Origin of the sequence: Clostridium sp. UBA4395, from assembly GCF_002390995.1 — a bacterium.
Taxonomy (GTDB): domain Bacteria; phylum Bacillota; class Clostridia; order Clostridiales; family Clostridiaceae; genus Clostridium_J; species Clostridium_J sulfidigenes.
This window is the reverse complement of sequence record NZ_DGRF01000039.1, coordinates 17,850-42,968: the sequence shown is the minus strand read 5'-3', so window position 1 is coordinate 42,968 and position 25,119 is coordinate 17,850. Positions and strand designations below refer to the sequence as shown.

Sequence of the window (25,119 nt, the reverse complement as noted above, 5' to 3'; positions counted from 1 at the left end):
AGCATGACGATCATTCAATCATCATGCTATATCCTTTTAATTACTATATTTATTTTACTTTTAGAAATCTTCCGGTTTTTCATCACTTATGCTAAACTTCCATTCTCCACGATCATAAACGTTACTTATATAATAGCTAGTAGAGGAAGCATTTTTAGTCTTTTCAAAGGTAACAATACCTTTGTATTTCTTAGATGTATATCCTTCTGTTTTTATATTCATAACTACATTAAAATCATCTCTGGTAACAGAGGTATCCATGAATGTTACTGATTTAAGTTTATTTACTTTCTTCTTAAATTCCTCAATCTCTGTGGATATTTGAAAACGTGCAGCCATATTATCACTAGATACATTAACTCCAACATTACCTGCATCTTTATTAGCGGATACGTACTTATCTATACAACTTAAAATAGAAGTATAATATACATACTCAAAGTCGATAGGTTTTCTTATATTTGCAAAGTTTTTTATGATATCATTATCAAGCCTCTTAGAAACAATATACTTATTATCATCATTATACAGATTTGCCCCATCCTTTTTGTCAAGTCCAGCTACATAATTAAAGGTCTTAAATTCTGTTGGGCTCTCATATATCTCCAGAGTATAGTCTGGGTCTAAGGTTGACTTTTCTTCAACAACACTTGCACTAGAAAGTATACTATATATATCATTTATTACATCTTTGTCAGTAACAGTAAACTTATAACTTTTATCTCTAGTACTCTGAATTGTAACCTTCATAATGTTCCTTTCTTGCATATAGTTAAAATCACTATTTCCCCTTATACCACAAGCGGAAATTAGTAATGATGATATTATTAATAATATAACTATGAAATTACTCTTTACTCTTCTCACCTTTGCCCTCCACTTGAAAAATTCTTAGAATTTTTCATTCTTTATCATATGTTTTATTATAATAGTTGTTATACATTAAATCAAATAACTCTTTTACTTTTCAAATGAAAAAGTTTTAACTATATTTTCAAATACCACTTGTGTATTCTCTCTAGCTTTTTTATCACTAATTATAAATGTTATTCTAGCCACATAATCATCGTATGGAACATAATATTCATAGGTTCTTTTTACATTTTCTTTACTACTTTTTAAATCATACTTAATATAATCTAATTCTATATTATCTATCTTCACTTTTTCTTTTTTATAGTCTTTTATTCCCATACCCTCTACATCTGCTATGCACTTATCTATTGTTGCTTTAACACCTTCACTGCTACTTATAAGCTCTATAGAACCATAAGTATTAGCATCATCTGAAACAAACTCATTTAAGTATACAATTTTATCATCTTTATTCTCTTTTATTGTAGTTAACCAGCTACTAGGTAACTTATATTTTATTTTACCATCTAGAATATCATATTGCTTAAATTCAACCATACTATTCTGAGTTAATGTAGCTGTTCTTAGACTTTCTTCAAAATATTTTCCAACTCCTAATATAACTATCATAAGCCCTGCTAGTATTATTGCTAATCCTAATTTTCTCATATTATCATCTACTAATTTCATATGTTACCCTCCCTTTATTAATATACTATGTACCTTTTTCAAAAAATAGAATAAACTCCGAATAAAATTCGGAGTTTTAAATTCATATATTATCTTACCTCTTAACTGGTACAACCACAGTATTGCCTTTTATATCATAATACATTAACCAATGACCTGTTTTATCATTATCTTCATCTGGCATGAAAGTTACGAAACCAGTCTTTCCTTCATATGGTTGGTCTGCCAAATCTCTTGTGCCTGGTATTGCATATATAATATATTTTAAATTACCTTCATCATCACATTTATATCCAACCATGAAATTTCCATGTCGTGATATATAAGGATAATAGCAAATCATAGGGTAGAACACCACAGAATATTTATTGTAATCATAAACACAATACATATCCTCTAATTTTTTTACATGAGCTTTGTACCAAAAACAATTTTTAATATTCTCATTACTACCAATCTTTTCTAAGCCATAGATAACTTCTTTAAAAAATTTACCCATAGTTCCCATTGGATAATCCTTATCATTCCATTCACTTTTTTTATGTTTCTCTGGTTTGCAATCTTCATATTTTTTATCCATATCGTCATGATCATATGGTTTTTTCACCTTACAATCATCATATTTATTCTTCTTTTTAGAGTGTTTTTTTCTATAATCTTTTAACCTTTCTATTTCTTTTTCATATTCTTCAAATATTCTATTCTCATCATCAATATAGTCTTCATCATTATTTTCTAATTGTTCATTTATTAGATCATTCTTTACCAAAGGTTCAATTTCTTCAACATCAATAATATCTACTTCATCACTTATATAATTTTCATCGCTCCTTGTATTAGACATTGGAGTAGGGGTGATTCCAGGTATATTGATATTAGGGATAGGAGTAGGAGCGATTCCAGGTATATTAGTATTAGTGGTAGGATTAGAAGTACTTCCTGGTGCACTTATATTTGGCATAGGAATAGAAGTACTTCCTGGTATATTAGGAATAATTCCACCATATGGAGGATTAGTAATGTTTGTATTATCAGTTCCTACATTTTGCGGCATTCCTGTTTGTTGCTGTGTATTATCAGTTCCTGTATTTTGTGATACTCCTGTCTGTTGCTGTGTATTATTGGTGTTGTTTTGCATAGTTCCAGTATTACTTTCTTGCTGCCCTAAATTTGTATTTTGAATTTGAGGCACTACTTTATTCATATTTCCATTATCTGATTTTGGAGTTTCTTTTACTGGTGTAGTTGTACTATTATTTTCTTTTACAGTATTACTATCACTCTTAGCTAGAGGATAGTTCTGCCAGTTTTTAAGCTCTTCCCCTCCAATAAACCCTACCATTACAGGCATAACTTTATCTGCACTTATCTTACCAATAGCTGCTCCTTGTACCTTGTCCATACCTATGTTTGTATTTACTAAATTATTGGCATCAAACTCATTGCTAACATCAGCTTTTCCGCCATCATCTATATTGATTCGACCAAGATTTATTAGTTCATTACCATTGTTTCCTTGAACTATTAAAATCATAAAGTATGGGCCCTTTTGCTTTTTAAGATTTTGAGCATAAAATGAGGCTTTTGCTTTATCATTTCTTACCTCTAACTTAGCGTAGCCTGAAGGTGTTTTATTGGAATCTAGTCCATATCCTTTTTGATCTTCTTGTAATATTATAAAAAATCTATTATAGCTTTTTCTAGACGGCATACTCTCTACCTCCATTTTTATTTATACATTATAATATATGACTATTATGTATAAAAAATGAAGGATATTCTTTATTTATTTTTATAAGAAAAAAGATTCGTCTATTTAAGGCGAATCTCGTATATCTTATTTGCTAAAGTAGCAAACTCTTCTATTGTTAGAGTTTCACCTCTTCTAGTTGGATTAATACTCGCATCTTCAAAAGCCTTTTCTTGCAGTTCCTTAGATAATCCTATAGCCTTCATACTATTCCATAGAGTTTTTCTTCTCATATTAAAAGACTGCCTTATTATATTAAAGAAAAGTTTTTCATCCTTCACTTCAACTCTAGGTTTATCTAATTTATCTAATCTAATAACTATAGAATCTACTTTAGGAGATGGGATAAAACAACTTGGAGGTACATTCCTTATAATTTTTGTATCACAATAATACTTTGCAAGTAGAGTAAATGCTCCATATTCTTTAGTACTTGGTTCTCCATTAATTCGTTCTGCAACTTCCTTTTGAATCATAATAGTTATAGATTTTATATCTAATTTATCATTTAAAAGATTTGCTATTATAGGCGTAGTTACATAATATGGTAAATTAGCTACTACCTTTACACTTTTTTCTTCACCTATTAGTTCTCTATAATTTACCTTTAAAGCATCTTTATTTATTAAACTAAAATTCTCATAACTAGATAACTCTGATTCCAAAATAGGTATTAATCTAGAATCTAACTCTATACTAGTAACTCTTTTAGCCCTTTTAAGTAACTCCTTAGTTAAAGTTCCAACACCTGGACCTATCTCTATTACGTAGTCATTCTCAGTTATATTTGCACCCTCTACAATATCCTCAAGCACTGTGTAATCAGTTAAAAAATTTTGTCCTAAACTTTTAGTAAACTTAAAATTATATTTTTCAACTAGTTCTTTTGTATTTAATTTATCCATACTAAATCTCCTTATCTACCTTCTTCATAGCTTCTACAAACTCATCCTTAGATATACCATAATTATTTAATCTAGTTAATAGCTGATTTGTATTACTATACCCTATTCCTAATTCTCTTCCAATAGCATCTCTTCTTTTTTTAGCATCTTTATCTGCTGTTAATCTAAAATAGTGCATATCTTGTATAGTAAACTCATGTCTAGGCTCTTTTAATTCACACTTTGCTCCATTTAAAGCCTTAATAATAGTTTCTGGTGAAGCATTTTCAACTCCTATATTATCACCTTTTCTTCCTTCACTTTGAGTTATATAAGCATGCTTAATATTAGGGACTCTTTTAGCTATAATTCTTCTTATTTTTTCTCCAGCAAAATCAGGGTCTGTTAAAACTATTACCCCTTGTCTCTTATTAGCCTCTTTTATTCTTTCAATAACTTTACTATTTATACCAAACCCACTAACTGATATTACTTCAGCATCAACAGCTCTTTTTACAGCTGTCACATCATCTCGTCCCTCTACCACTATTACTTCCTTAATCATAAAAGCCTCCGTCCTGCATTATGCTATATAAAATATTATGTAACTTTTATATAAAAATTATCCGATGACTACCTGCTCTAATACCCCCACCTTCTTCAAAGTGGGAGTAAAGAGCAGCTACGTCCCTGGATAACGATTTCTAAGCTTCGAAGAAGCTAAGAACTCTGTTTATCTATTTCTTTGTATTTTAAAATTTCTCAATGTAATTATATCATAGCATATTTAATTTTAGGCATCTTAAATAAAAAAATAGGAGCCTATGCTCCTATTTTAAAATATAAACGTTAACCTGTCTTCTTCCCCAGTTAACAGCTTCATCATAGCTATTAACATACACATCAACCTTATTACCTACTATGGCTCCCCCTGTATCTTCTGCAATGGCAAGTCCATATCCTTCGATATAAAGTTTTGTTCCTAATGGAATTACTCTTGGATCTACAGCTACAGTGCTGTATCCATTTGGATTACGTCTAACAGTTGTACCTGTTGCTGTTATAGTACCTGAATCTCCCCTATCGGAAGTATAGGCAGTTGATACACAAGATATCATACTTGAATATGCAAAGTCTTTTGCATTGCCACCACGTGATGGTCTTACAACAGCTAAGGTTCCTATATCTATTATCTTATTTATAGGATTTTTACTAACAACCTCTTTTACAACTCTTCTATTAACCTCTTTACCATTTTCATACACAACCTCTGTTGTGATAGTTCTCTCACCCATAGAGCCTTTTTGAACTTCTTTTTCTACTCCTTGGTTAAGTTCAGAGTTTTTTCTTGTTTCAGTTTCAAAAGCTATTGGTTGAACTTCTTTTAAAAGCTCCTTCTTTACTCTTGTAACCTCAACAGTCATACCTGCTTGTAGATTTTCATCCATAGACGGAACTATCTTGTCCTCTTGACTTATTTTAATATTCTCAGCTTCTAACATATCTTCTACTGTTTTCTCTGCTGATGCTATTGATAAGTTTTTTCCGTCTACCACTACTTCTACATCTACTGCCTTATTAATATAAATTATGTCACCATCATTAACTTCGCTGTCTAGTTCCACAGAAATTTTATCCTTCTGAGCAACTGTTATGCCGTTGTTCTCTAGTATAGTATTTAAATTTTTTGATAATGTAGTTATTTCTACTTTTTGACCATCAACTACTACTTCAACGGTATTCCTTAACCCCCAAATAGTAACTGCGGCACTTAATAGAATTAATACAACAACGAACACCGTCTTTGGCCAAATTGAAAAATTGCTTTTCAATTTATCTTTGAATTTAATCATCATAAAGATTACCTCCCTCAGACAAGAGTACTTTGCTATTATATATTAGATACCGTAGTTATGTCAAATTTAGCACTCTAATCATTGAATTGACTGAACTTAATGCATACTATGCATAATAAAATAATAATTAAAATAATAGCTTTTCTGTTTTTTAGTTTCAGTCTTTCCGGGGTGATAAGTACAGGTTTATACTATACATATGCAAAAATAAGTTCATTTATTCTTTATATACATTTGACTTAAAAACTAATGAAATTTATATCTATAATTTAATATATCTTAACTACACTTTCAAATTTATATTTCAAATTATACCTCACTAATTTAAATTAAACAAGCTTTTTGTGTTAAATATTGTAATTTTTTCAATTTGTTTTCTGCTTGTACCTTTAATGTTAGCTATTTCTTCTATGATAAACTTTATATAATTTGATTGATTTCTCTTTCCTCTATTTGGTGTTGGTGCCATATATGGACAATCAGTTTCTACCAATAACCTATCTAGGGGTAATTCCTTTACCACTTCTTTTATAACCTTAGAATTTTTAAAAGTAACTACTCCAGTAACCCCTATATAATATCCTAATTTTAAACATTCTTTAGAGAATTCTACACTTCCTGAAAAGCAGTGGACTACACCTATTACATCAGGAAATTCCTTTAATATTTCTAGGGTATCTCCATGGGCATCTCTATCATGAATTATAACAGGCAAATTAAATTCTTTAGCTATAGCCATTTGCTCTCTAAAAACTCTCTTTTGTACTTCTCTTGAAGGGTTTTCTTCCCAATAGTAGTCTAGTCCTATTTCTCCTATTGCAACTATCTTCTTGTCCATAGCTAGGCTACGTATTCTCTCTTTAACTTCATCCCTAAATTCATCAGCATTCTCTGGGTGAATTCCTGCAGCAGCATGAATGAAATCATAGTCTTCAGCTAACTTTACAGACATTTCAAGACCCTTCAAGCTAGAACCACAATTTATTACTCCTATAACCTCTTTATCTTTTATCTCTTTTAAAATAACATCTCTGTCATCATCAAATTGTTCATCATCATAATGAGCATGTGAATCAAATATCATATTATCCCCACTTTCATAAGTTAAATTTTTATCAATTCTATATTTATCATTTAATTTATCATATATGGTAAATTAATCTTTGTCTATATCTAAAATTCACTTATATATATAATCTAGTAAGGTATTTAGATTTTATCCAATATGTGTAAATTTATTCATGATAACAAAAGAGTAAGTTTATACTGTGTTATAATTATATAGTAATATTTAAGGGGGTAATCTTATGATTTTTGATAGCCACGTGCATACTTGTTTTTCTACTGATTCTAACATGAGGCTTACTGATGCTATTAATACAGCAGGTAAACACAACATAGGTTTAGTTATTACAGACCATATGGATTTAAATTATCCTAAGGAGGCTGGATTTCGTTTTAATGTAGATAATTACTTTAAGGAGTACGGAGAATACAGAAGTGATAATCTATTATTAGGTATAGAAGTTGGGATGTCTCTAGATTATAAAGAAGATAATGAAAAGCTTATAAATTCCTATGACTTTGATCAGGTTATAGGTTCTCAGCATACAATAAGCAATATTGATATTGGATACTCGTATATTTATGAAGGCTTATCCTATAGAGAAGTTCTAATTAAGTACTTTCAAGAAATTTGTGACTGTATAAAAACTCATCCTTACATAGATACTTTAGGTCATATAGATTATATATCCAGATATGCACCTGTAAGTGATAGTGAGATTTACTATGATAAATATAATGATTTAATAGATAGTGTTATAAAAACTTGTATTGATACTAATACTGTTATGGAAATAAATACTCGTAGAATAAAAAGCAATATAACCTTTGATAATCTAAAAAAAATCTATAGTAGATATAAAGAATTAGGAGGGAAATATGTAACTATTGGTTCTGATTCCCACAATCCTACCGCTATTAATAACAATTTTAAAGAAGCTCTTTTATTATGCCATCTATGTAATGTTAAGCCAATATATTTTAAAAACAGAAAGCCTGAATTTTTCTAAATACTCAGGCCTTCTATTTTTTTATTCTATAACTTCTCCCTTAACTTTCACCCTTCCTCCATCTGGACATGAAAGCTGAAACATCTTTCTACGTTCATCTCCAAAATCTAAATCTCCTCCATTAAGTAAAGTATATACACTTGGATAAATATTTTGCCACAATTCATGACAAATGGGAGGACAAATATCTTCCACTTCATATATGTCTCCTTTTTTATGATATCCACACCTACACTTACTTTCTAAAACAGTTATTCTTACCTTTCCCATATAATTCCCCCAATGATTTATTTACCTTTTATTATCGTACTATTGAACCTGATTCAATGTCACCTGGATCTACTACACATAATTTTGAATCATCATCTGTAGCTGCAGAAAGAATCATACCTTGAGATATTTCACCTCTTAAAGTTACAGGCTTAAGGTTAGCAACTAAAACTACGTTCTTTCCAATTAAATCTTCTGGCTTGCAGTGCATTGCAATACCTGATATAACTTGACGAATCTCTCCACCCATATCTACCTTAAATTTCAAAAGTTTTTTAGCTTTCTTAACTGGCTCACATTCTAAAACTTTAACTACTCTAAGGTCAATTTTTTCAAAATCATCTATAGTTATCTCTTCTTTTATTGGAGTTATTTCTTTTTTTTGTGCAGCTTTTTTAGCTGCTTCAGCGATTTCTTCAAGTTCTTTTATTTTAGCTTCCACATCTATTCTTGGGAATATTACAGCTCCCTTATTAACATTAGTCCCTGCAACAGTACCATCAAAAGAAGTCAAACTTTCCCATGTAAAATTAGAAATATTTAATTGCTCATTTATTTTGGCACTTGTTGTTGGTAAAAATGCTGAAGTTAAAGAAGATATTATTCTTAAACTTTCACATAAGTTATAAAGAACTGTAGCAAGTCTTCCTTTTAAGTTTTCATCCTTACCTAATATCCAAGGAGTTGTCTCATCGATGTACTTATTGGTTCTTCTAATTAATGTCCATATATGATCTAGTGCATCAGAAACTCTTAAATGCTCTATTTCAGCTTCAACCTTCTTAGGTACTTCTAATGCAACGGAAATTAACTCTTCATCGATAGCCTCCTTAACATCTGGAGCTGGAATTACTCCTCCAAAGTATTTCTCTACCATAGTTACAGTTCTTGAAACTAAATTTCCAAGGTCATTAGCTAAATCTGAATTAGTTTTCTTTATGAATATTTCATTATTGAAAAGTCCGTCAGAACCAAAAGGTATTTCATGTAGTAAGTAATATCTTACAGCATCTACTCCAAAGTGATCTACAAGTATCACTGGATCTACTACATTTCCTTTAGATTTAGACATTTTACCACCATCAACTAAAAGCCATCCATGACCAAATATTTGTTTTGGTAACTCTAATCCTAATGCCATTAACATAATTGGCCAATATATAGTATGGAATCTTAATATATCTTTTCCTATTAAGTGTACATCTGCTGGCCAGAACTTCTTATAAAGCTCCGTGTTTTCTTGGTTATAACCTAATGCAGTTATATAGTTTGAAAGAGCATCTATCCAAACATAAATTACATGACCATTATCAAACTCAACTGGTATTCCCCAATCAAAAGATGTTCTTGATACACATAAATCTTGTAATCCTGGTTTTAAGAAGTTATTTACCATTTCATTTTTTCTTGATTCTGGTTGTATAAAGTCTGGATGAGATTCTATATACTCTAAAAGTCTATCTGCATATTTAGACATTTTGAAGAAATATGCTTCTTCTTTTGCCTTCTCTACTGGTCTACCACAATCTGGGCATTTTCCATCTACTGCTTGAGTCTCTGTCCAGAAAGCTTCACAAGGTGTACAATACCAACCTTCATAAGAGCCTTTATATATATCTCCTTGTTCATATAGCTGATTAAATATTTTTTGTACAGAGCTTTTATGATAATCATCAGTAGTTCTAATAAATTTATCATAACTAATGTCCATAAGCTTCCAAAGATCTTTAATTCCAGATACTATTTCATCTATGTATTCTATTGGTTTAACGCCCTTGTCTTCTGCTATTCTCTGAAGCTTTTGACCATGTTCATCTGTTCCTGTTAAAAACATTACTTCATGACCTGTAAATCTTTTAAATCTTGCTATAGCATCAGCTGCCACAGTTGTATAAGTATTTCCTATATGAAGATTTGCTGATGGATAGTATATTGGTGTAGTAATATAAAATGGTTTCTTTGTCATATTTCTTCCTCCTAAAATTATTGTATTTTTATTATATCTTTTGGCTTTAAGTCTAAAAAAAATCTCTATGCAGAAATATTTCTACATAGAGACGTTATATACGTGTTACCACTCTAATTCATATCTACTTCACAGTAGACACCTCAATAAGTAACTTAGCCTTAGCCTTTATTACTTTGTCCTATAAGGGGGACTTCCCTATTTTCCTTGGTGGCTACACTTCAGAAAATCTGCTCCAAGACCATGTTCCCAAACTTCTTTTTCACTAGCTTTCACCTATTCTAGCTCTCTTTAGAAAATTTCATTTAGTACTCTTCTTTTCTCCGCATTAAATATCAATATTAATTAATATGATAATACTATAATTATTTTATGTCAACGGTAAAATTAATATATTATGTTTATTAATATATTATTAAATAGTAGCAATATAATTATTCATAACTACCCTTTAGATATATGTTTAATCACACCTTCAAAGGGTAGAATAGCCCTGAAATCCGCATGAACACAACAAATAGTTAACTATTTAACTATTTAACTATTTAACTAGCCTTATAGTTTTATATATAACTATTTATATAGGTGTATATTTATATAGTAATTTATTCACTTTTATGAATTTTTATACTTTATTTATTTTTATTTGTATTACATCTATTTTTTTTTGGAAATATGAATTATCATTATATATGTGCCATAATTTTCTTACATTATTATTAGGCAATTAAAAGGGAATTTTTTAAAAGGAGGTAGTTATATGGAATTATTAAAAAAGAACCTTTATTTAAATAAATCTACAGTAAAGGATGTACTTAAACTATCCTTACCAGCTGTAATAGAAATGTTATTATATACAATGATATGGACTGTTGATACTATGCTTATAGGTCAATATGGAGGGGATATTGCTGTCAGTACTGTAGGGATGTCTAGTGAAGTTATTTATACCTTTACTAATATTTTAGTTGCTCAAAGCTTATCTGTTGGAATTACTTCAATTGTAGCAAGAAGATACGGTGCTAGAGAATTAGATAAGGCTAATGAATATGCAACCTTAGGATTTTCTTTAGGATTCCTAGTAAGTATGGCTACTACACTATTTATATTCTTATTTAGTAAAAAATTGTTAGTTCTAGCTGGTGCTGAGCCAAGCATAATAGGATTAGGTACAACTTATATAAATATTGTATGTATTGGCTTGCCCTTTAATATGTTATCTAGTATGTTAAATGCTGTTAATAGATCCTATGGAAATACTAAAACTCCAATGCTTGTTTCTATTGTTATGCTTGTAGTTAACCTTTCCTTAGATGCTATATTAATATTTGGTTTACTAGGTTTCCCAGAACTTGGTGTTAAAGGAGCCGCTATTGCTACAACTATAGCTAATATATCAGGATTTATTTATTCAGCTATATATACCTATAAAAAATCCCTAGTAAAAATTGAATTTAAATACTTAAAGAAATTCAGTGGAGCTAGAATAAAAAATATTACTGCTTTATCTATCCCTGCTGGAATGCAAGAAGCTGCCTATAGCTTAGCTAGACTTTTCACAAGCATGATGATTATGCATCTTGGTACCATCGCCTTTGCTGCTAACCAAATCACTTTAACTTTAGAATCTATTTCTTTTATGCCTGGGTGGGGATTTGCCGTTGCTGCTACAACTCTAGTTGGAAATAAAGTTGGTGAAGGTGACTATAAAAAAGCCAGGGAATATGGCCGTACTGCTATGATTTTAGGGATAGGTGTAATGTGTATATTTACATTATTATTTTTACTTTTCCCAGTACAGCTTATTAAAATGTTTATAGATAGTAGTAATACTGAAGTTATTTCTCTTGGGGCAGCTTGTTTAATGATAGCTGCTGCAGAACAACCTGCCATGGCACTATCAATGGTTGTAGGCGGAATTTTTAAAGGTTATGGTGATACTAAAACTCCATTTGCTATAGCCTTCATAACCTCTTGGTTTATAAGACTTCCACTAGTATTTATATTTATTTATTTACTAGGCACATCAATAACAGTGTTCTGGATTATATGTTTTATTCAATGGTCTGCAGACGGACTTCTACTTTATATATTCTATGTTAAAAAACTAAAACCTATAAATAGTCATATAACAAAGCTAGACTAAAACATTGATAGATATATATTAAAAACTGCCTAATAAAGTATGCTAATGCTCTTTATTAGGCAGTTTCATTTACTATTATTTTCTTAAGTAATCTCTTATATAATTTAATTCCTCTCTAGCGCAAAATTCTTTTTATTGTTGCAACTACAGCTCCTATTATAAAAAATAAGATAAGAAGATAAAAAAAATCCCCCATAAAAACATCCATAACTTTTTCTCCCATCTAGAATCTACTTATATAACACATTTTACAAAATATGTTATATATAAACAAGTTCTATACTTTTAATTAAACTCCTCCCCTGTATTAACAAATTTCTTTATCTCATTAACATTACTGCTAAATTAACTGCTAATAGTACGGCACATAAATCAACTATTAGAGCTACCCATAAACTGTGCCTTACCTTCTTTATACCAACAGCTCCAAAATACACAGTAATAGTATAAAATATAGTTTCTGTACCACCCATTATTATAGATGATAGAAATCCTAAGAAAGAATCTGGTCCATAGCTTTTTACTATATCTGTGAAAACTCCAATTGCTCCACTACCTGACAGTGGTTTTATAAATATTAACGGAACGATTTCTGGAGGTATACCTACCACATTAACAGCGGGCTTTATCAAGTTTATAACATAATCCATAGCCCCCGAAGCCCTAAAGCAATTTACTGCTATAAGCATAGCTAAAAGATAAGGGAAAATCCTTACACATACATTTATACCTTCCTTAGCTCCTTCTACAAAACATTCATATACTTTTACCTTAGCAATAATGCCATATAGTACTACAGCACCTATGATTATTGGAATTATTCCCTTTAAAAAATAATCAAATATATTTTCCACGGCATTTCCCTCCTTTAAAAGTACCTTTGTAAAAACTTACATAAAATAATTCCAAGTATAGATGCAAAGGTTGTAGTACATAGTGCTGGTAGAATTATTGAACCTGGATTTCCAGAATTAAATGCGGCTCTAATAGAAACAACTGTAGTTGGTACAAACTGAATACAGGCTGCATTTAACACTAAAAATAGTACCATATCGTTGCTTGCCACATCTTTATGCCCATTTATTCTATCCATTTCCTCCATAGCTCTTATACCAAAAGGTGTTGCTGCATTAGATAATCCAAACATATTAGCTGTAAGATTCATAACTATAGCTCCTAAAGCCTTATCATCTTTTCCTGCTTCTTTAAAGATTCTTCTAAGTATAGGTTTTAACAATCTGGCTAATTTGTCTGTAAGTCCACTTCTCTCTGCAATTTTCATCACACCACACCAAAGACACATCATTCCTAATAGCTCTATAATAAGCTTAACTGTATCTGATGTAGTTGATACTATGGTTTTAGATAAGAGCTCCCCATCTCCTGTAAGTACACCAAACGCTATACCTATAAATAAAATTCCGAACCATATTACATTTATCATACAAACTCTCCCATATCTTTAATAAATTAATATATATTTATATGTAATATATATGTTCTTCCTTTAAATAATATTTAGGTTTTTATTTTATATAAAATTCTATCCTCTATTTTATCCTGCATAAAAACTGTCATTTTAGGAAAAACTATTAAAAATTATACTAGGAGGTATATTATGTTATGGATTTAAACGAAATAGTAGAAATGAAAAATCAAAACCCTGGAGCTACTGGTTATTATAACAATAGAGAGTTATTCATTAGAAAAGTTTATGATAATTCTGGTCTTGTAGAAGTTGTTGATTTAGTTAACGGAGAAGTATACTCCCTTCATAGTAGCAAAATTGATAAGTCTTATACTAACTCATATAATTCATTTCATTAAATTTATAGTTGAATTTAAATCTTCTCAATGATAACATTTAATGTATAGATTAAATAAAACAACTAAAGGAGATTTTTTATGAATGAAACTAATTTAAAGCAAGCGCAAAAAGAGATTGATGAAGCACTTTCTACTATTGAAAAACTAGAAGAAAATATTAAATTTAATTCTGTATCTGAGGACATGATAAAAGAAAACTTTATTTCTCTTGCTAAGAAAGTTCAAGAAATTGAATCTGTTCTAAAAAATGAAGGTATCTTATAATTAAATATTTACATAATGAAAGAGTATAACTTTGATAAATTAAAAGTTATACTCTTTTATCATTAAAAACCTGTGTTTCCACAGGTTTTTTATGTTTATTAATATTTTTTAGCAATTTCATATAATAATCTTGACCCTACTCCTGTTGCACCCTTTGAGAAATATTCTCTATTTGGTGTCTGTGATGTAAAAGCTGTAGCTGCAATATCAAGGTGTAACCATGGCTTATCTTCTACAAATTCACCAATAAATAATCCTGCTGTAATTGCTCCTGCACCTACAGGGCCAGTTGAGTTAACTAAGTCTGCATTACCAGTTTTTATTTTTTCTTTATATTCATCAAAGGTTGGGAATCTCCAAACTCTTTCATCACAATGTAAAGAAGCTTCCTCTAAAAGTGAGTAGAATTCATCATCATTAGTTACAACTCCTGTAGCGGCACTTCCTATAGCCCCACCTACAGCACCAGTAAGAGTAGCAATATCAACTACCTTAGTTACATTTTCTTTTCTTATTATATAAGTAACAGCATCTACTAAAGTCAATCTGCCTTCAGCATCTGTATTTATAATTTCTATGGTTTTACCATTCATAGTATTAATTATATCTCCAGGTCTATATGCATCTCCTGAAATTAAATTCTCACAAGCAGCCACTACAGCTACAATATTTTTCTTTAATCCTTTTCTTGCTATGGTAGACATGGCACCGATAACAGCACCTGCTCCCCCCATATCACTCTTCATAGTCCACATACTTCCTGCAGTTTTTAGGCAATACCCACCTGCATCAAAAGTTAATCCTTTACCTACAAGACCTAATATATTTTCTTTATTATCAGTATCACCCATGTACCTCATTACAATTAACTTGGGTTCATTTGAAGAACCTTTACCAACGGATAAAAATGATTCCATACCAAAGTTTTTAATTTCTTCTTTATTATATACTTCAACTTGGAATCCATGATCAAGGCCTAACTGCTGAACTTTTTTAGATAATGCCTCTGGATTTAAAATATTAGCAGGCTCATTTACAAGTTCTCTTGAAATTAAATTTCCTTCTGCAAGTAGTCTTCCTTCTTCTACAGCTTCATTTAATTTAGCTAAATCTTGATCCTCATGAAATATAATTCTTACTTCTTCTAATAGTACTTCTTTTTTATCACTTTTATATTTATCAAAATTATAAGTAGTCATTATAATGGATTCAGTAATAGCTTTAACTTTTTCATAATTACAACAACAATCCATAGATTTCACATGCAAATCTAGAGTTTTTATTTTTTGTTTAATTACTTCCTTGATTAACTTAGAAGTATTATTTCTAATATTATCTACTTTACACTTAGCTTTTTCACCAAGACCTACAAGTATAGTTTTTTGTATAGACCCATCTTCTATATTAGTTAGTGTATATAAATCTCCTTTTTTGCCAGCGAACTCTTTACTTTCACTTAAGCAACTAAGGATATTATCTAATTTGTCACATAAAAATCCTTGTTGTAGTTCCATATAACTTTCAAATAAAAATATACCTTTGGAATTGTTATGTGATTGAACATTTTTTAAGTTCTCCACTTTTATATTCATATTAATCACCTATCCTTTCAAAACTGAATATACATCCTATACTTAAATAGTTTCTATACTTATTTTCTAAATCCTTCTATAATGTTCTATTTTTCTTCTTTATATACATCATACTGTGGTTGAGTAAATCCTCTTCCTACTACTTCTCTTACATCATTTATTATTATAAAAGCTTCAGTGTCTACTTCTTTTACAATTCTTTGAAGCTCAATTAATTCTTCTGTAGAGCATACAATATACAATATATCTTTACTTTTTCCAGTATATACACCCTTACCATTTATACTTGTTATTCCTCTATTTAAGTGCTTCATTAATTCTTGTGCTATTTCATCAGACTTTTCTGAGATTATATGTACTTCTTTAGAGTAATTTACACCCTCTACTAAGGTATTTACTACTTTAGAAACTATAAAGATAGATATCAATGCATACATGGCTTTCTCTACGCCAAAAACAAATAAACCTACTACTATTATCATTCCATCTATGCACATCATTATTTGATTTATAGGTATTTTCTTCAAATAATGCTTTATAATTATTGCAAGTAAATCTGTACCTCCTGTTGATGCAGATGATCTTAATACTAATCCAACTCCAGCTCCTACAAAAAGGCCTCCAAATACACTTGATATTAATAAGTCAGATTGAACCGGCGGGATAAAACTAGTATACCAAAGGGCAACAGATACAAAAGCTGCTCCAAATATAGATTTTTTTGCAAAATCCATCCCTTTTATTTTTATTCCTACTATAAATAATGGTATATTTACAATTACATTAGTTAACCATAGTGGAATGCTAAATACATAATCTAATATAATAGCTAAACCTGATACTCCTCCGGTAACTAAATGTTGTGGTGAATAGTATACGTTTATTCCTATAGCCAGTATTGTTATACCAACCATTATCATTAGATAATTTTTAAGTTCACTTTTGTTAAAAAACTCCTTCATTTTGCCCTCCCGTTTATTTTGTGTTATACTATATTATTTATGTTACACTAGTTTTATAGCATAGAATCATACATGTTGCAAACACTAATTTCAATTATACTTTTATTATTATAATAATTATATAGTTTTTAGAGTTTTTTATATGTATTTTTTATATGTTATGCTAAAATTTAATTATTATATTATAATAAGGAGTTTTTATGGATAATTATACTGTTTTATTAAATATTATAAACCTTATTTTTGTTGTAAATATTGCTTTTGCTATAGTTGTAATTATATTTGAAAAGAGAAATACTAGTAATACTTGGACATGGCTTATGATAATGTTGTTTATACCATTTATTGGTTTTATAATGTATTTATTCTTTGGTCAAAATCTTCGTCGCAAAAAGTTCTTTGTTCTAAAAAAGGAAGAAGAATCTGTTCTTATGCAATTCTCTGAAGATCAGAAGCGTCTTCTCAACGACAAAGCTATAGTTAATAATAACTCTCTATTAAAAGAATATCATGATGTAATAAATTTAAATCTATATAGTGATAATTTTATTGTTACTAATAACAATAAAGTAGATATTCTTAATAATGGAAATGAAAAATTTCCTATCATGATAGACTGTATAAAGAATGCCAAAAATTTTATTCATATTCAGTACTATATCTTTAATGATGATAACCTAGGCACTGAAATACTTAATCTATTAGTAGAGAAAGCAAAGGAAGGTATTGAAGTTAAACTACTTTACGATGGTATGGGTTGCATTCATAATAAAAAGCATTTTTTTGATCCACTGGTAAAAGCCGGTGGAGAAGTGTATTGCTTTTTTCCACCTTTTATACCTTATATAAATGTTAGAATAAACTATAGAAATCACAGGAAAATATGTGTTGTAGATGGAGAACATGGTTTTGTTGGAGGTTTAAACGTAGGAGATGAATATTTAGGCCTATCTAAGAAATTTGGCTTTTGGAGAGATACTCATCTTCATCTTCAAGGTGACTCTGTAAATTATCTAGAAGTCAGATTTTTGATGGATTGGCGTTTTGCGAGCAAAAAAGACTTTTTCATGGAAGAAAGGTATTTTCCTAGAAAACCATACATAGATAATACAGCTGTTCAAATAATTTCTAGCGGACCTGATTCTGAGTGGTGTAGTATAAGAAATACTTACCTTAAACTAATAAGCAAAGCTGAAAATTCCATCTATATTGAGACTCCATATTTTATTCCAGATGAAAGTATCTTAACAGCTCTTAAAATAGCATGCCTATCTGGTGTAGATGTTAAAATTATAATACCATGTAAGCCAGATCATCCATTTATTTATTGGGCATCTAAGTCCTATATTTGGGAACTTGTAGAATGTGGTGCTAAATGCTACACCTATGACAATGGATTTATTCATAGCAAAATGGTATCAATAGATGGTAAAATGTGTACTATAGGAACTGCTAATATGGATATACGTAGTTTTAATCTAAATTTTGAAGTTAATGCCATAATATATGGTACAATAACTACTTCTGAGGTTGATAAAGCCTTTGAATCAGATATATTGCAAAGTACTTTACTCACTCCTGAACATTATTCTAATAGATCTCTAATAATTAAATTCAAGGAAGCTATATCTAGACTACTATCTCCTATTCTATAGATCATTTTATTGAGTATAACAAAAGTACTGTGATTATTAAATAAACCGTCATATCTATAACTATTAGAAGTTTAAAATAGATATGACGGTTTAAATTTTTATATTATTAATGGAGCATATATCATCAAAGTTAATAATGCATCAATTAATAAACTTAAAACAAATTTTGATATAAATATTCCCTCAAATTCACTTGTATAAGTACAGTATCCATAACTATATGTTATAACTGCTATTAATATACATAAGACAATACCAACATAAATAGGGGCTATAGCCGGTGGTAACATATATACATATTTAACATAGAACATTTTTATTATGAAAAAGGTCTTTGCACAAGTTGTTATTATAGCTACTATTATATATGCAATCTTCTTTTGCTTATTAGACATCTTATAGTCTAGGAATGTAACTGCTCCACTTAAAACTAACCCTATTGCTATCCATGGGAATCCAACAATTATTATAGATACAAAGCTATTCATCAGTCCCTCAATAGTATAAGTAAGTGCACTTTTCTTCTCTGACTCTCTTGGTAAATTATTTACAGCCTTAAATCCTTCATCTGTTGATGCTATGACAACATCATATAAATCTTCATCTCTAAAACTTAAGTAACTAATATAATCCTCGTTTACATAAGGATTAATGCATACTCCTCTTGTTCTTGTAACTGGCTCAACTTTATTTATCTTACCATCCTTTACAACAAAGGATGCTATTCCTCTTCTTTCCTCTTTCTTCCCATAAGAGTTATCTATTGTAGAAAAGAACTTCCCACCTTCTTCGTCACAGTAAGTTCCTATAGCATTTATTAGTTCATTTGATTCATTAATTCTTGGTTTACTTTCCTTAACCTCACCTCCAGCTATAGGAAACTCGAATAACCTACAAGAGTGAAGTTCACCTTTAACATATTGCTCAAACATTGTATATCCATTTTCTCTATCTGAAGAACAGGACATATTCTTATAAGTAACTCTATTATTCTTAGCTATTTCTTCCACTAATATAGGTTCTGAAACCCTATCTTCATTAAATGTAATTGCTTTAATATATGAGTTGTCTTCCATGTAACATATTAGAAAACCATCTTTATTCTTACTGGCTGAAATCATGTCTGTATTTTTTGCTGGAATAGATATCATTTTATCTTCTACTGTATTTATTATCTCAAGTTTATCTTTGTAAGCAACTACTATATTGTTATTATCTAATTGATAAGTACTATTTATTCCTTTAATATTTTCTCTACTAACCTCATTTAAATCTTTATCTATATATACCTTTAATAAGTATCCCTCACAATCTTCTATGGAGTTAAGCATTAGTATATACCCATCTACACTTTTAGCGAGTAATACATTGTTTATTAATTCTTCATTAACTTCATATTGTTTATTATTCAAAACTTCTCCTACAGTATTGGTTTCAACAATATTAAGATTTTTATTATTATCATATGCTACAAGTATTCTATTCTCTTCTTTCAAAATTACTGGAGCATTTTTCGTTGTTGCAGTTGCTATATTTACTTCCTTACTCCATGTTTTAGATGGTGGTTGTATTTCTAAATTATAGTTATTCTTATAGTTTCCAATAAGTATTAATATACACGTCACAATAATAAGGAAAATTAAAAGCATTTTTTTCTTTTTCATTTATATATCTCCTTAAACTATTTATTATTATTATGCATATGTTTTATATAACTTTAAGAGATTATTTCAATTAATTATAAGAAATAATCTCTTTTTAAATTCTAATTAAACTTTATTATTATATTATAAGAGGTACAAATATCATTAATGTAAACAATGCATCAATTAACATGAATATACTAAACTTACCTAGAAATATGCTCTCAAAATCATCTGTATAGACCATATATCCATATCCATATACAACTAGTCCAATTAAGGAGTTTATCAATATGCCTACAAATGATGGAGCTAAAATAGTAGGTAACATATGTGAATATTGCACATAAAAAGCTTTATTTATAGTACATATTTTCATTACTACAACAATAGTAGCTAGTATGATATACATATACCTTTTCTTTTTATCATCAAATTTGTAATCCATAAAAGATACTGCTCCTGCTATAACTAAACCAGGAACTATCCATCTAAATCCTATTATTATAATATAAGATACACTATACATAAAACCTTCTACTAAATACCCAAGAGATCTCAATCTTTCATCTCTACGAGGTCCATTATTTGCATCCTTAAAACTCTCATTACTAGATGCTATATTAACACTATATAATCCATCCTTCTCAAAACTAAGAAATGCTATATATTCTTCATCATTATATGGATGAATACATAATTCTCTTAGTCTAGTTATCTTCTCTGAACTTGAAATTTCACCATTTTTTATTTCAAAGGAAACTATAGCTTTTTGAAATTCCTTTTTACCAAAAGGCACTCCCATGGTGGCATAAAATCTTGCACCATTTTCTGAATAGGCTCCTTTAGTATTTATAACGTAACTGGATTTATCAACCGCAAGCTTACTAACCTGACCCTCTCCTCCACTTATAGGAAACTCCATTACTTCTGTAGCAAAGTATTCATTTCTATCATATTTCTCAACAAGCAAATATCCATTTTCTGCATCTGAAGACAATGACATTGCTCCATAAGTAATTTTGTCAGTTTTAATCATCTCTTTGATAAGAAATGGCTTTGATACCTTTCGACCTTTAACTGTAAGTCCTTTAAATAATTTCTCCTTTTCTAAGTAACATATTAAAAGTTCATCTTTACTTTTATTAGCAGTAAGCATACTTAAGTTTTCTACTGGCACTTCTATATTTTCATTTGATACTGTGTTTACTAACTTAATTTTATCTTTATAGGCTAAAACTATATTTTTACTATCAATTTGTTCAGTAAATGTAATTCCTTCTTCTATTTCTCTTTTTACCAAATTTAACTCTTCATCTAAAACTAACTTTTCTAAATAATCTATGCTTAATTTATTAGAATTATAAATCAAAGTATATCCTTTATCAGTTTTGGTAAATATTAAATTCTTAAGTAATTCTTCTTCTACAGCATATTCTTTAGTTTTAATTTCTTTTCCATTTAAATCTGTTTCACATACTTTAATCTTTTTAGTGTCCTCATATGCTACTAATAAACGATTTTCTTCTTTTATGATTACTGGTGTATTCTTTCCTAACCCACTTCCAATTTTTACTTCTTTACTCCATTTTTCTGACGGTGGCTGTTTTAATAAATTGTAGTTGTTTAAATAACTACCAATTACAATTATTAAAAATCCCATTATTATACTTAATAATAATATCCTTTTTTTATTCATATTAACTCTCCCCCAAGGTCTTAATAATTCCCCTTTTTTATCTATTAGTATAAATTATACTCTCGGTATACTGAATATTCAAACACTTTTTGCAAATATTAGCTAATATAATATTTTTTTGTAATAAAATATTTTCTTATGATGATGATTACTTTTACTTTTATATTTTAAAATTGTATTGTAAAATATACTTATGTTGTAAATAAATTTAATTAGTGAAAGGTATTTATATGCGAAAATCTGGTAAAGTAATTAATTTTGATGATGATAAAGTTTATATAGTAACAAATAATAAAGAATTTGTTACATTAGAGCGAAATGATAAAGCTCCTATTAAAGGTAATATTTATGATGGTACTGTATATGTAGATAGGTCAAATCTTATAAAAGTATTTATAATACTAATATCTATTTGTACATTAGTATTAAGTTGTATTTATTTTATCTTCTTTTCACCTAGAGCTAATATAATCCTCTCTTTAGATTCCAATATCAAAATAGGTGTAAATAGAAACAGGATAGTTAAAATTACAGATTCTAGCGGGTCTACTTTAGGATTGGAAAGTTTAAGTTCACTAAAAGGAAACGAACTAAATTTAGGCTTAAATCTTTTATTTGACTCAGCATTAAAAGAGGAATTAATCCCGAAGTGTGATGAATATTCACCTGGCAGTATATATATATATATAACTAAGGATAATAAAAGAGAGCCTCTTAATTTTGATAATTTTAAGAAATATGCTAAAAAATATAATTATAAAGTTATAATTAATAGAAATGATAATGATCTTAATATTGACTAATATATTGATTTTATAATTTTAAAACCCTAGTCAATTTATGACTAGGGTTTTATACTATACTTATTATTTATACACTGGTATTTCAAATTGTGGTTTAACATTAGGATGCTTGTCCATTATTAATTTAATATTAGTTACTTGTTTATATGCCCATACAATATCTGTAGCATATTGATGCCATGGACTATTGTAATTATGAACATTCCATCTCATTTCATATATAGTATCTTGAGCTGTTCTAGGGTTCTTTGCATTTTTATCTGAATGTATATAATTTTCAGCAATCCACTTAATACCACCTTTAATAGCAGCTTCTGGTGAAGTCCACCCATTTTTATAGGCTGCTTCTGCTCCAGAACTTACTGGTGAATTATCAAAAGCACAAATTCCAAAAAAATTATAAACCTTAACAATAGTTCCATCTTCTTTTTTATAGTCTACTCCTTTTGCCAATGTAGATGTACCATTTCCAGTCTCTAATATTGCATGTGCCACTGCATAGGCTTGATTTACATCGTTGGTTTTACAAGCATCGTAAAATGCCTGTCCCATATTAGATAATGTGCCTTTACCCACCAATACACTATTTAGCGTACTTACACTTATATCTTGTATAAAGTTTAGTTTCATAAACATATATATACCATTTTTATCATTTTTATATCTACTTGGTTCTAAATACTGTACTATATCTGTTTTTCTTGCATCCCCAGTATATAAAGCCCTAAATATTGGTGGTTTCTTATTATATTGGATATTTGCAAAATTATCTACTGTAGTTCCTACTGAATAAGTAGACATTGTACCTAATGTGGATACGTTATGGTTTGATGTCACTGTAGAAAATTCCTTTACTGCAGGTAATTCAATATATTTTCCTTCACTATCATATAAGCCAGATTTTACAATTATACTATAGGTAGTGCTTGTACTATATCCTCCAGAAGGCGGTGTTATTTTTATAGCCTTGTTAGTTGCATTGTAGCTTAAACCTACCTTTAATTCACCACCATTAGGTGAAAAAACTTTTACATAAGTACTAAGGTTATTTATTAAGTTTGTATGTAGTCTATTACTAAGCTTTATTGTCCAAGTTTTATCTGTTGGTATATTTATTTGATGGTTTAAATCCTGTATATTTACTGCTGCAAATGCACTTCCAGTTAATGCCAATGGCGTCATACACATTATAATTACTATTAAAATACTAGAAATCTTCTTTACTACTTTATTATTCATAGTTCCCCCCATATCCTCTAAAATTTTATTTATATAATATCTGTCATATTGTATAATACTAATAACATTGATATTATGCTATAATTATACAATAAATTTAAAGTGAATGTAAGTAATTATATAATAACTAACATTCATTAAGTCTTATGCTAGGTGGTGATATAACTATATGGATAATAAAAACTTACTTAGACTTAATAAGTACATAAGCGAAAGTGGAATTTGCTCCAGAAGAGAAGCAGATAAGTTTATTGAATCTGATAAAGTATATGTAAATGGTATCTTAGCTACCCTTGGAACAAGAGTTAGTCCTACTGATACTGTAGTAGTTGATGGAAAAACTATTAAACCTAAGTCAAATAAAGTATATATAGCCCTTAATAAACCTGTAGGGATTACTTGCACAACAGAAGCTCATGTTAAGGGAAATATAATTGACTTTGTTAACTATCACGAAAGAATATTCCCTATAGGACGTCTCGATAAACCCTCTGAGGGATTAATATTTTTAACTAATGATGGAGATATGGTAAATAAAATATTACGTGCAGGAAATAATCATGAAAAAGAATATGTAGTTTCTGTTGATAAACCTATTACAAAAGAATTTATTAATTCAATGGAAAATGGAATTCCTATACTTGGTACTGTGACAAAGCAATGCAAAGTTAGAAAAATTGGCAAATGTACTTTTAATATAATTTTAACCCAAGGTCTAAATAGACAAATTAGAAGAATGTGCGAATACTTAGGGTTCAAAGTAACTAGTCTTAAACGTATTAGAATTATGAATGTGTCCTTAAGTAATCTTCCTACGGGGAAATGGCGTTATCTAAGCTCTGAAGAAATGTCCACAATCATTAATCTTACTAAAGATTCAATAGGTACTATTTAAATTGAAACTCAAATATAAGTAAAAAAATAAAAAAGAAGAAGATATTTA

Annotated in this window: 23 protein-coding genes and 1 other annotated feature; of the genes, 7 read left to right on the top strand and 16 right to left on the bottom strand. The window is 29.3% G+C overall.

Annotated features, from left to right (window positions below; translation table 11 throughout):
- Positions 1-60 precede the first annotated feature (60 nt).
- The 7 genes from B2694_RS06335 to B2694_RS06305 all read right to left on the bottom strand — a co-directional run bounded on the left by B2694_RS06335 (position 61) and on the right by B2694_RS06305 (position 7,119).
- Complete coding sequence (locus B2694_RS06335) at positions 61-867, bottom strand: hypothetical protein (protein ID WP_346846952.1); 807 nt, start codon at positions 865-867, stop codon at positions 61-63.
- A 93-nt stretch (positions 868-960) separates the two neighbouring features.
- Positions 961-1,545 (bottom strand): hypothetical protein, encoded by a 585-nt coding sequence (locus B2694_RS06330; protein ID WP_346885031.1) that lies wholly within the window; start codon positions 1,543-1,545, stop codon positions 961-963.
- A gap of 94 nt (positions 1,546-1,639) precedes the next feature.
- Entirely contained in the window at positions 1,640-3,256 is a 1,617-nt protein-coding gene (locus tag B2694_RS06325) for a hypothetical protein (protein ID WP_346885030.1), read from the bottom strand.
- Between the two features lie 101 nt (positions 3,257-3,357).
- On the bottom strand, positions 3,358-4,200 hold the full coding sequence (gene rsmA, locus B2694_RS06320) for a 16S rRNA (adenine(1518)-N(6)/adenine(1519)-N(6))-dimethyltransferase RsmA (RefSeq protein ID WP_346885029.1): 843 nt from the start codon (positions 4,198-4,200) through the stop codon (positions 3,358-3,360).
- Position 4,201: 1 nt separating this feature from the next.
- Entirely contained in the window at positions 4,202-4,744 is a 543-nt protein-coding gene (rnmV, locus tag B2694_RS06315; RefSeq protein ID WP_035130849.1) for a ribonuclease M5, read from the bottom strand.
- A 265-nt stretch (positions 4,745-5,009) separates the two neighbouring features.
- The gene (locus B2694_RS06310) at positions 5,010-6,035 is read right to left on the bottom strand and encodes a 3D domain-containing protein (RefSeq protein ID WP_346846948.1); all 1,026 of its coding nucleotides are present in this window, start codon (positions 6,033-6,035) and stop codon (positions 5,010-5,012) included.
- Between the two features lie 319 nt (positions 6,036-6,354).
- Positions 6,355-7,119 (bottom strand): TatD family hydrolase, encoded by a 765-nt coding sequence (locus tag B2694_RS06305; RefSeq protein ID WP_346885028.1) that lies wholly within the window; start codon positions 7,117-7,119, stop codon positions 6,355-6,357.
- 223 nt (positions 7,120-7,342) lie between these two features.
- On the opposite strand from B2694_RS06305, the gene B2694_RS06300 reads away from it, so the two are divergent.
- Positions 7,343-8,110, top strand: coding sequence for a histidinol phosphate phosphatase (locus tag B2694_RS06300; RefSeq protein ID WP_346885027.1), 768 nt, complete (start codon positions 7,343-7,345; stop codon positions 8,108-8,110).
- 21 nt (positions 8,111-8,131) lie between these two features.
- On the opposite strand, the gene B2694_RS06295 is transcribed toward B2694_RS06300, so the two are convergent.
- Both B2694_RS06295 and metG read right to left on the bottom strand, forming a co-directional pair.
- Complete coding sequence (locus B2694_RS06295; RefSeq protein ID WP_346846945.1) at positions 8,132-8,380, bottom strand: TIGR04076 family protein; 249 nt, start codon at positions 8,378-8,380, stop codon at positions 8,132-8,134.
- A 31-nt stretch (positions 8,381-8,411) separates the two neighbouring features.
- Positions 8,412-10,346 (bottom strand): methionine--tRNA ligase, encoded by a 1,935-nt coding sequence (metG, locus tag B2694_RS06290; RefSeq protein ID WP_346885026.1) that lies wholly within the window; start codon positions 10,344-10,346, stop codon positions 8,412-8,414.
- Between the two features lie 84 nt (positions 10,347-10,430).
- Positions 10,431-10,679 (bottom strand) — a binding site (T-box leader).
- Between the two features lie 427 nt (positions 10,680-11,106).
- On the opposite strand from metG, the gene B2694_RS06285 reads away from it, so the two are divergent.
- Positions 11,107-12,492, top strand: coding sequence for an MATE family efflux transporter (locus B2694_RS06285; RefSeq protein WP_346885025.1), 1,386 nt, complete (start codon positions 11,107-11,109; stop codon positions 12,490-12,492).
- 320 nt (positions 12,493-12,812) lie between these two features.
- Here the strand turns inward: B2694_RS06285 and B2694_RS06280 are convergent, their stop codons facing one another.
- Both B2694_RS06280 and B2694_RS06275 read right to left on the bottom strand, forming a co-directional pair.
- On the bottom strand, positions 12,813-13,346 hold the full coding sequence (locus tag B2694_RS06280) for a spore maturation protein (protein WP_346885024.1): 534 nt from the start codon (positions 13,344-13,346) through the stop codon (positions 12,813-12,815).
- Positions 13,347-13,360: 14 nt separating this feature from the next.
- Positions 13,361-13,936, bottom strand: a complete 576-nt coding sequence (locus B2694_RS06275) for a nucleoside recognition domain-containing protein (protein ID WP_035130843.1) — start codon at positions 13,934-13,936, stop codon at positions 13,361-13,363.
- 179 nt (positions 13,937-14,115) lie between these two features.
- Here B2694_RS06275 and B2694_RS06270 point away from each other — a divergent pair, with 179 nt between their 5' ends.
- Complete coding sequence (locus tag B2694_RS06270) at positions 14,116-14,319, top strand: hypothetical protein (protein ID WP_346885023.1); 204 nt, start codon at positions 14,116-14,118, stop codon at positions 14,317-14,319.
- Positions 14,320-14,397: 78 nt separating this feature from the next.
- Positions 14,398-14,583, top strand: coding sequence for a hypothetical protein (locus B2694_RS06265; RefSeq protein WP_035130839.1), 186 nt, complete (start codon positions 14,398-14,400; stop codon positions 14,581-14,583).
- Between the two features lie 98 nt (positions 14,584-14,681).
- Here the strand turns inward: B2694_RS06265 and B2694_RS06260 are convergent, their stop codons facing one another.
- Positions 14,682-16,175 carry a leucyl aminopeptidase gene (locus tag B2694_RS06260; protein WP_346885022.1) on the bottom strand — a complete coding sequence of 498 codons (1,494 nt, stop codon included), beginning with the start codon at positions 16,173-16,175 and terminating at the stop codon, positions 14,682-14,684.
- An 86-nt stretch (positions 16,176-16,261) separates the two neighbouring features.
- Entirely contained in the window at positions 16,262-17,137 is an 876-nt protein-coding gene (locus B2694_RS06255; protein WP_346885021.1) for a YitT family protein, read from the bottom strand.
- A gap of 200 nt (positions 17,138-17,337) precedes the next feature.
- Here B2694_RS06255 and cls point away from each other — a divergent pair, with 200 nt between their 5' ends.
- Positions 17,338-18,792, top strand: a complete 1,455-nt coding sequence (cls, locus tag B2694_RS06250; protein ID WP_346885020.1) for a cardiolipin synthase — start codon at positions 17,338-17,340, stop codon at positions 18,790-18,792.
- A 98-nt stretch (positions 18,793-18,890) separates the two neighbouring features.
- On the opposite strand, the gene B2694_RS06245 is transcribed toward cls, so the two are convergent.
- Both B2694_RS06245 and B2694_RS06240 read right to left on the bottom strand, forming a co-directional pair.
- Complete coding sequence (locus B2694_RS06245) at positions 18,891-20,456, bottom strand: hypothetical protein (RefSeq protein ID WP_346885019.1); 1,566 nt, start codon at positions 20,454-20,456, stop codon at positions 18,891-18,893.
- A 118-nt stretch (positions 20,457-20,574) separates the two neighbouring features.
- Entirely contained in the window at positions 20,575-22,134 is a 1,560-nt protein-coding gene (locus B2694_RS06240) for a hypothetical protein (protein ID WP_346885018.1), read from the bottom strand.
- 230 nt (positions 22,135-22,364) lie between these two features.
- Here B2694_RS06240 and B2694_RS06235 point away from each other — a divergent pair, with 230 nt between their 5' ends.
- Positions 22,365-22,937 (top strand): hypothetical protein, encoded by a 573-nt coding sequence (locus tag B2694_RS06235; protein ID WP_346885017.1) that lies wholly within the window; start codon positions 22,365-22,367, stop codon positions 22,935-22,937.
- Positions 22,938-23,000: 63 nt separating this feature from the next.
- On the opposite strand, the gene B2694_RS06230 is transcribed toward B2694_RS06235, so the two are convergent.
- A complete protein-coding gene (locus B2694_RS06230; RefSeq protein ID WP_346885016.1) occupies positions 23,001-24,176 on the bottom strand; it encodes an N-acetylglucosaminidase in 1,176 nt (391 codons plus the stop codon).
- A gap of 169 nt (positions 24,177-24,345) precedes the next feature.
- Between B2694_RS06230 and rluF the strand changes: the two genes are divergently transcribed.
- Positions 24,346-25,071 (top strand): 23S rRNA pseudouridine(2604) synthase RluF, encoded by a 726-nt coding sequence (gene rluF / locus B2694_RS06225; RefSeq protein WP_346885015.1) that lies wholly within the window; start codon positions 24,346-24,348, stop codon positions 25,069-25,071.
- The last annotated feature ends 48 nt before the right edge of the window (positions 25,072-25,119 follow it).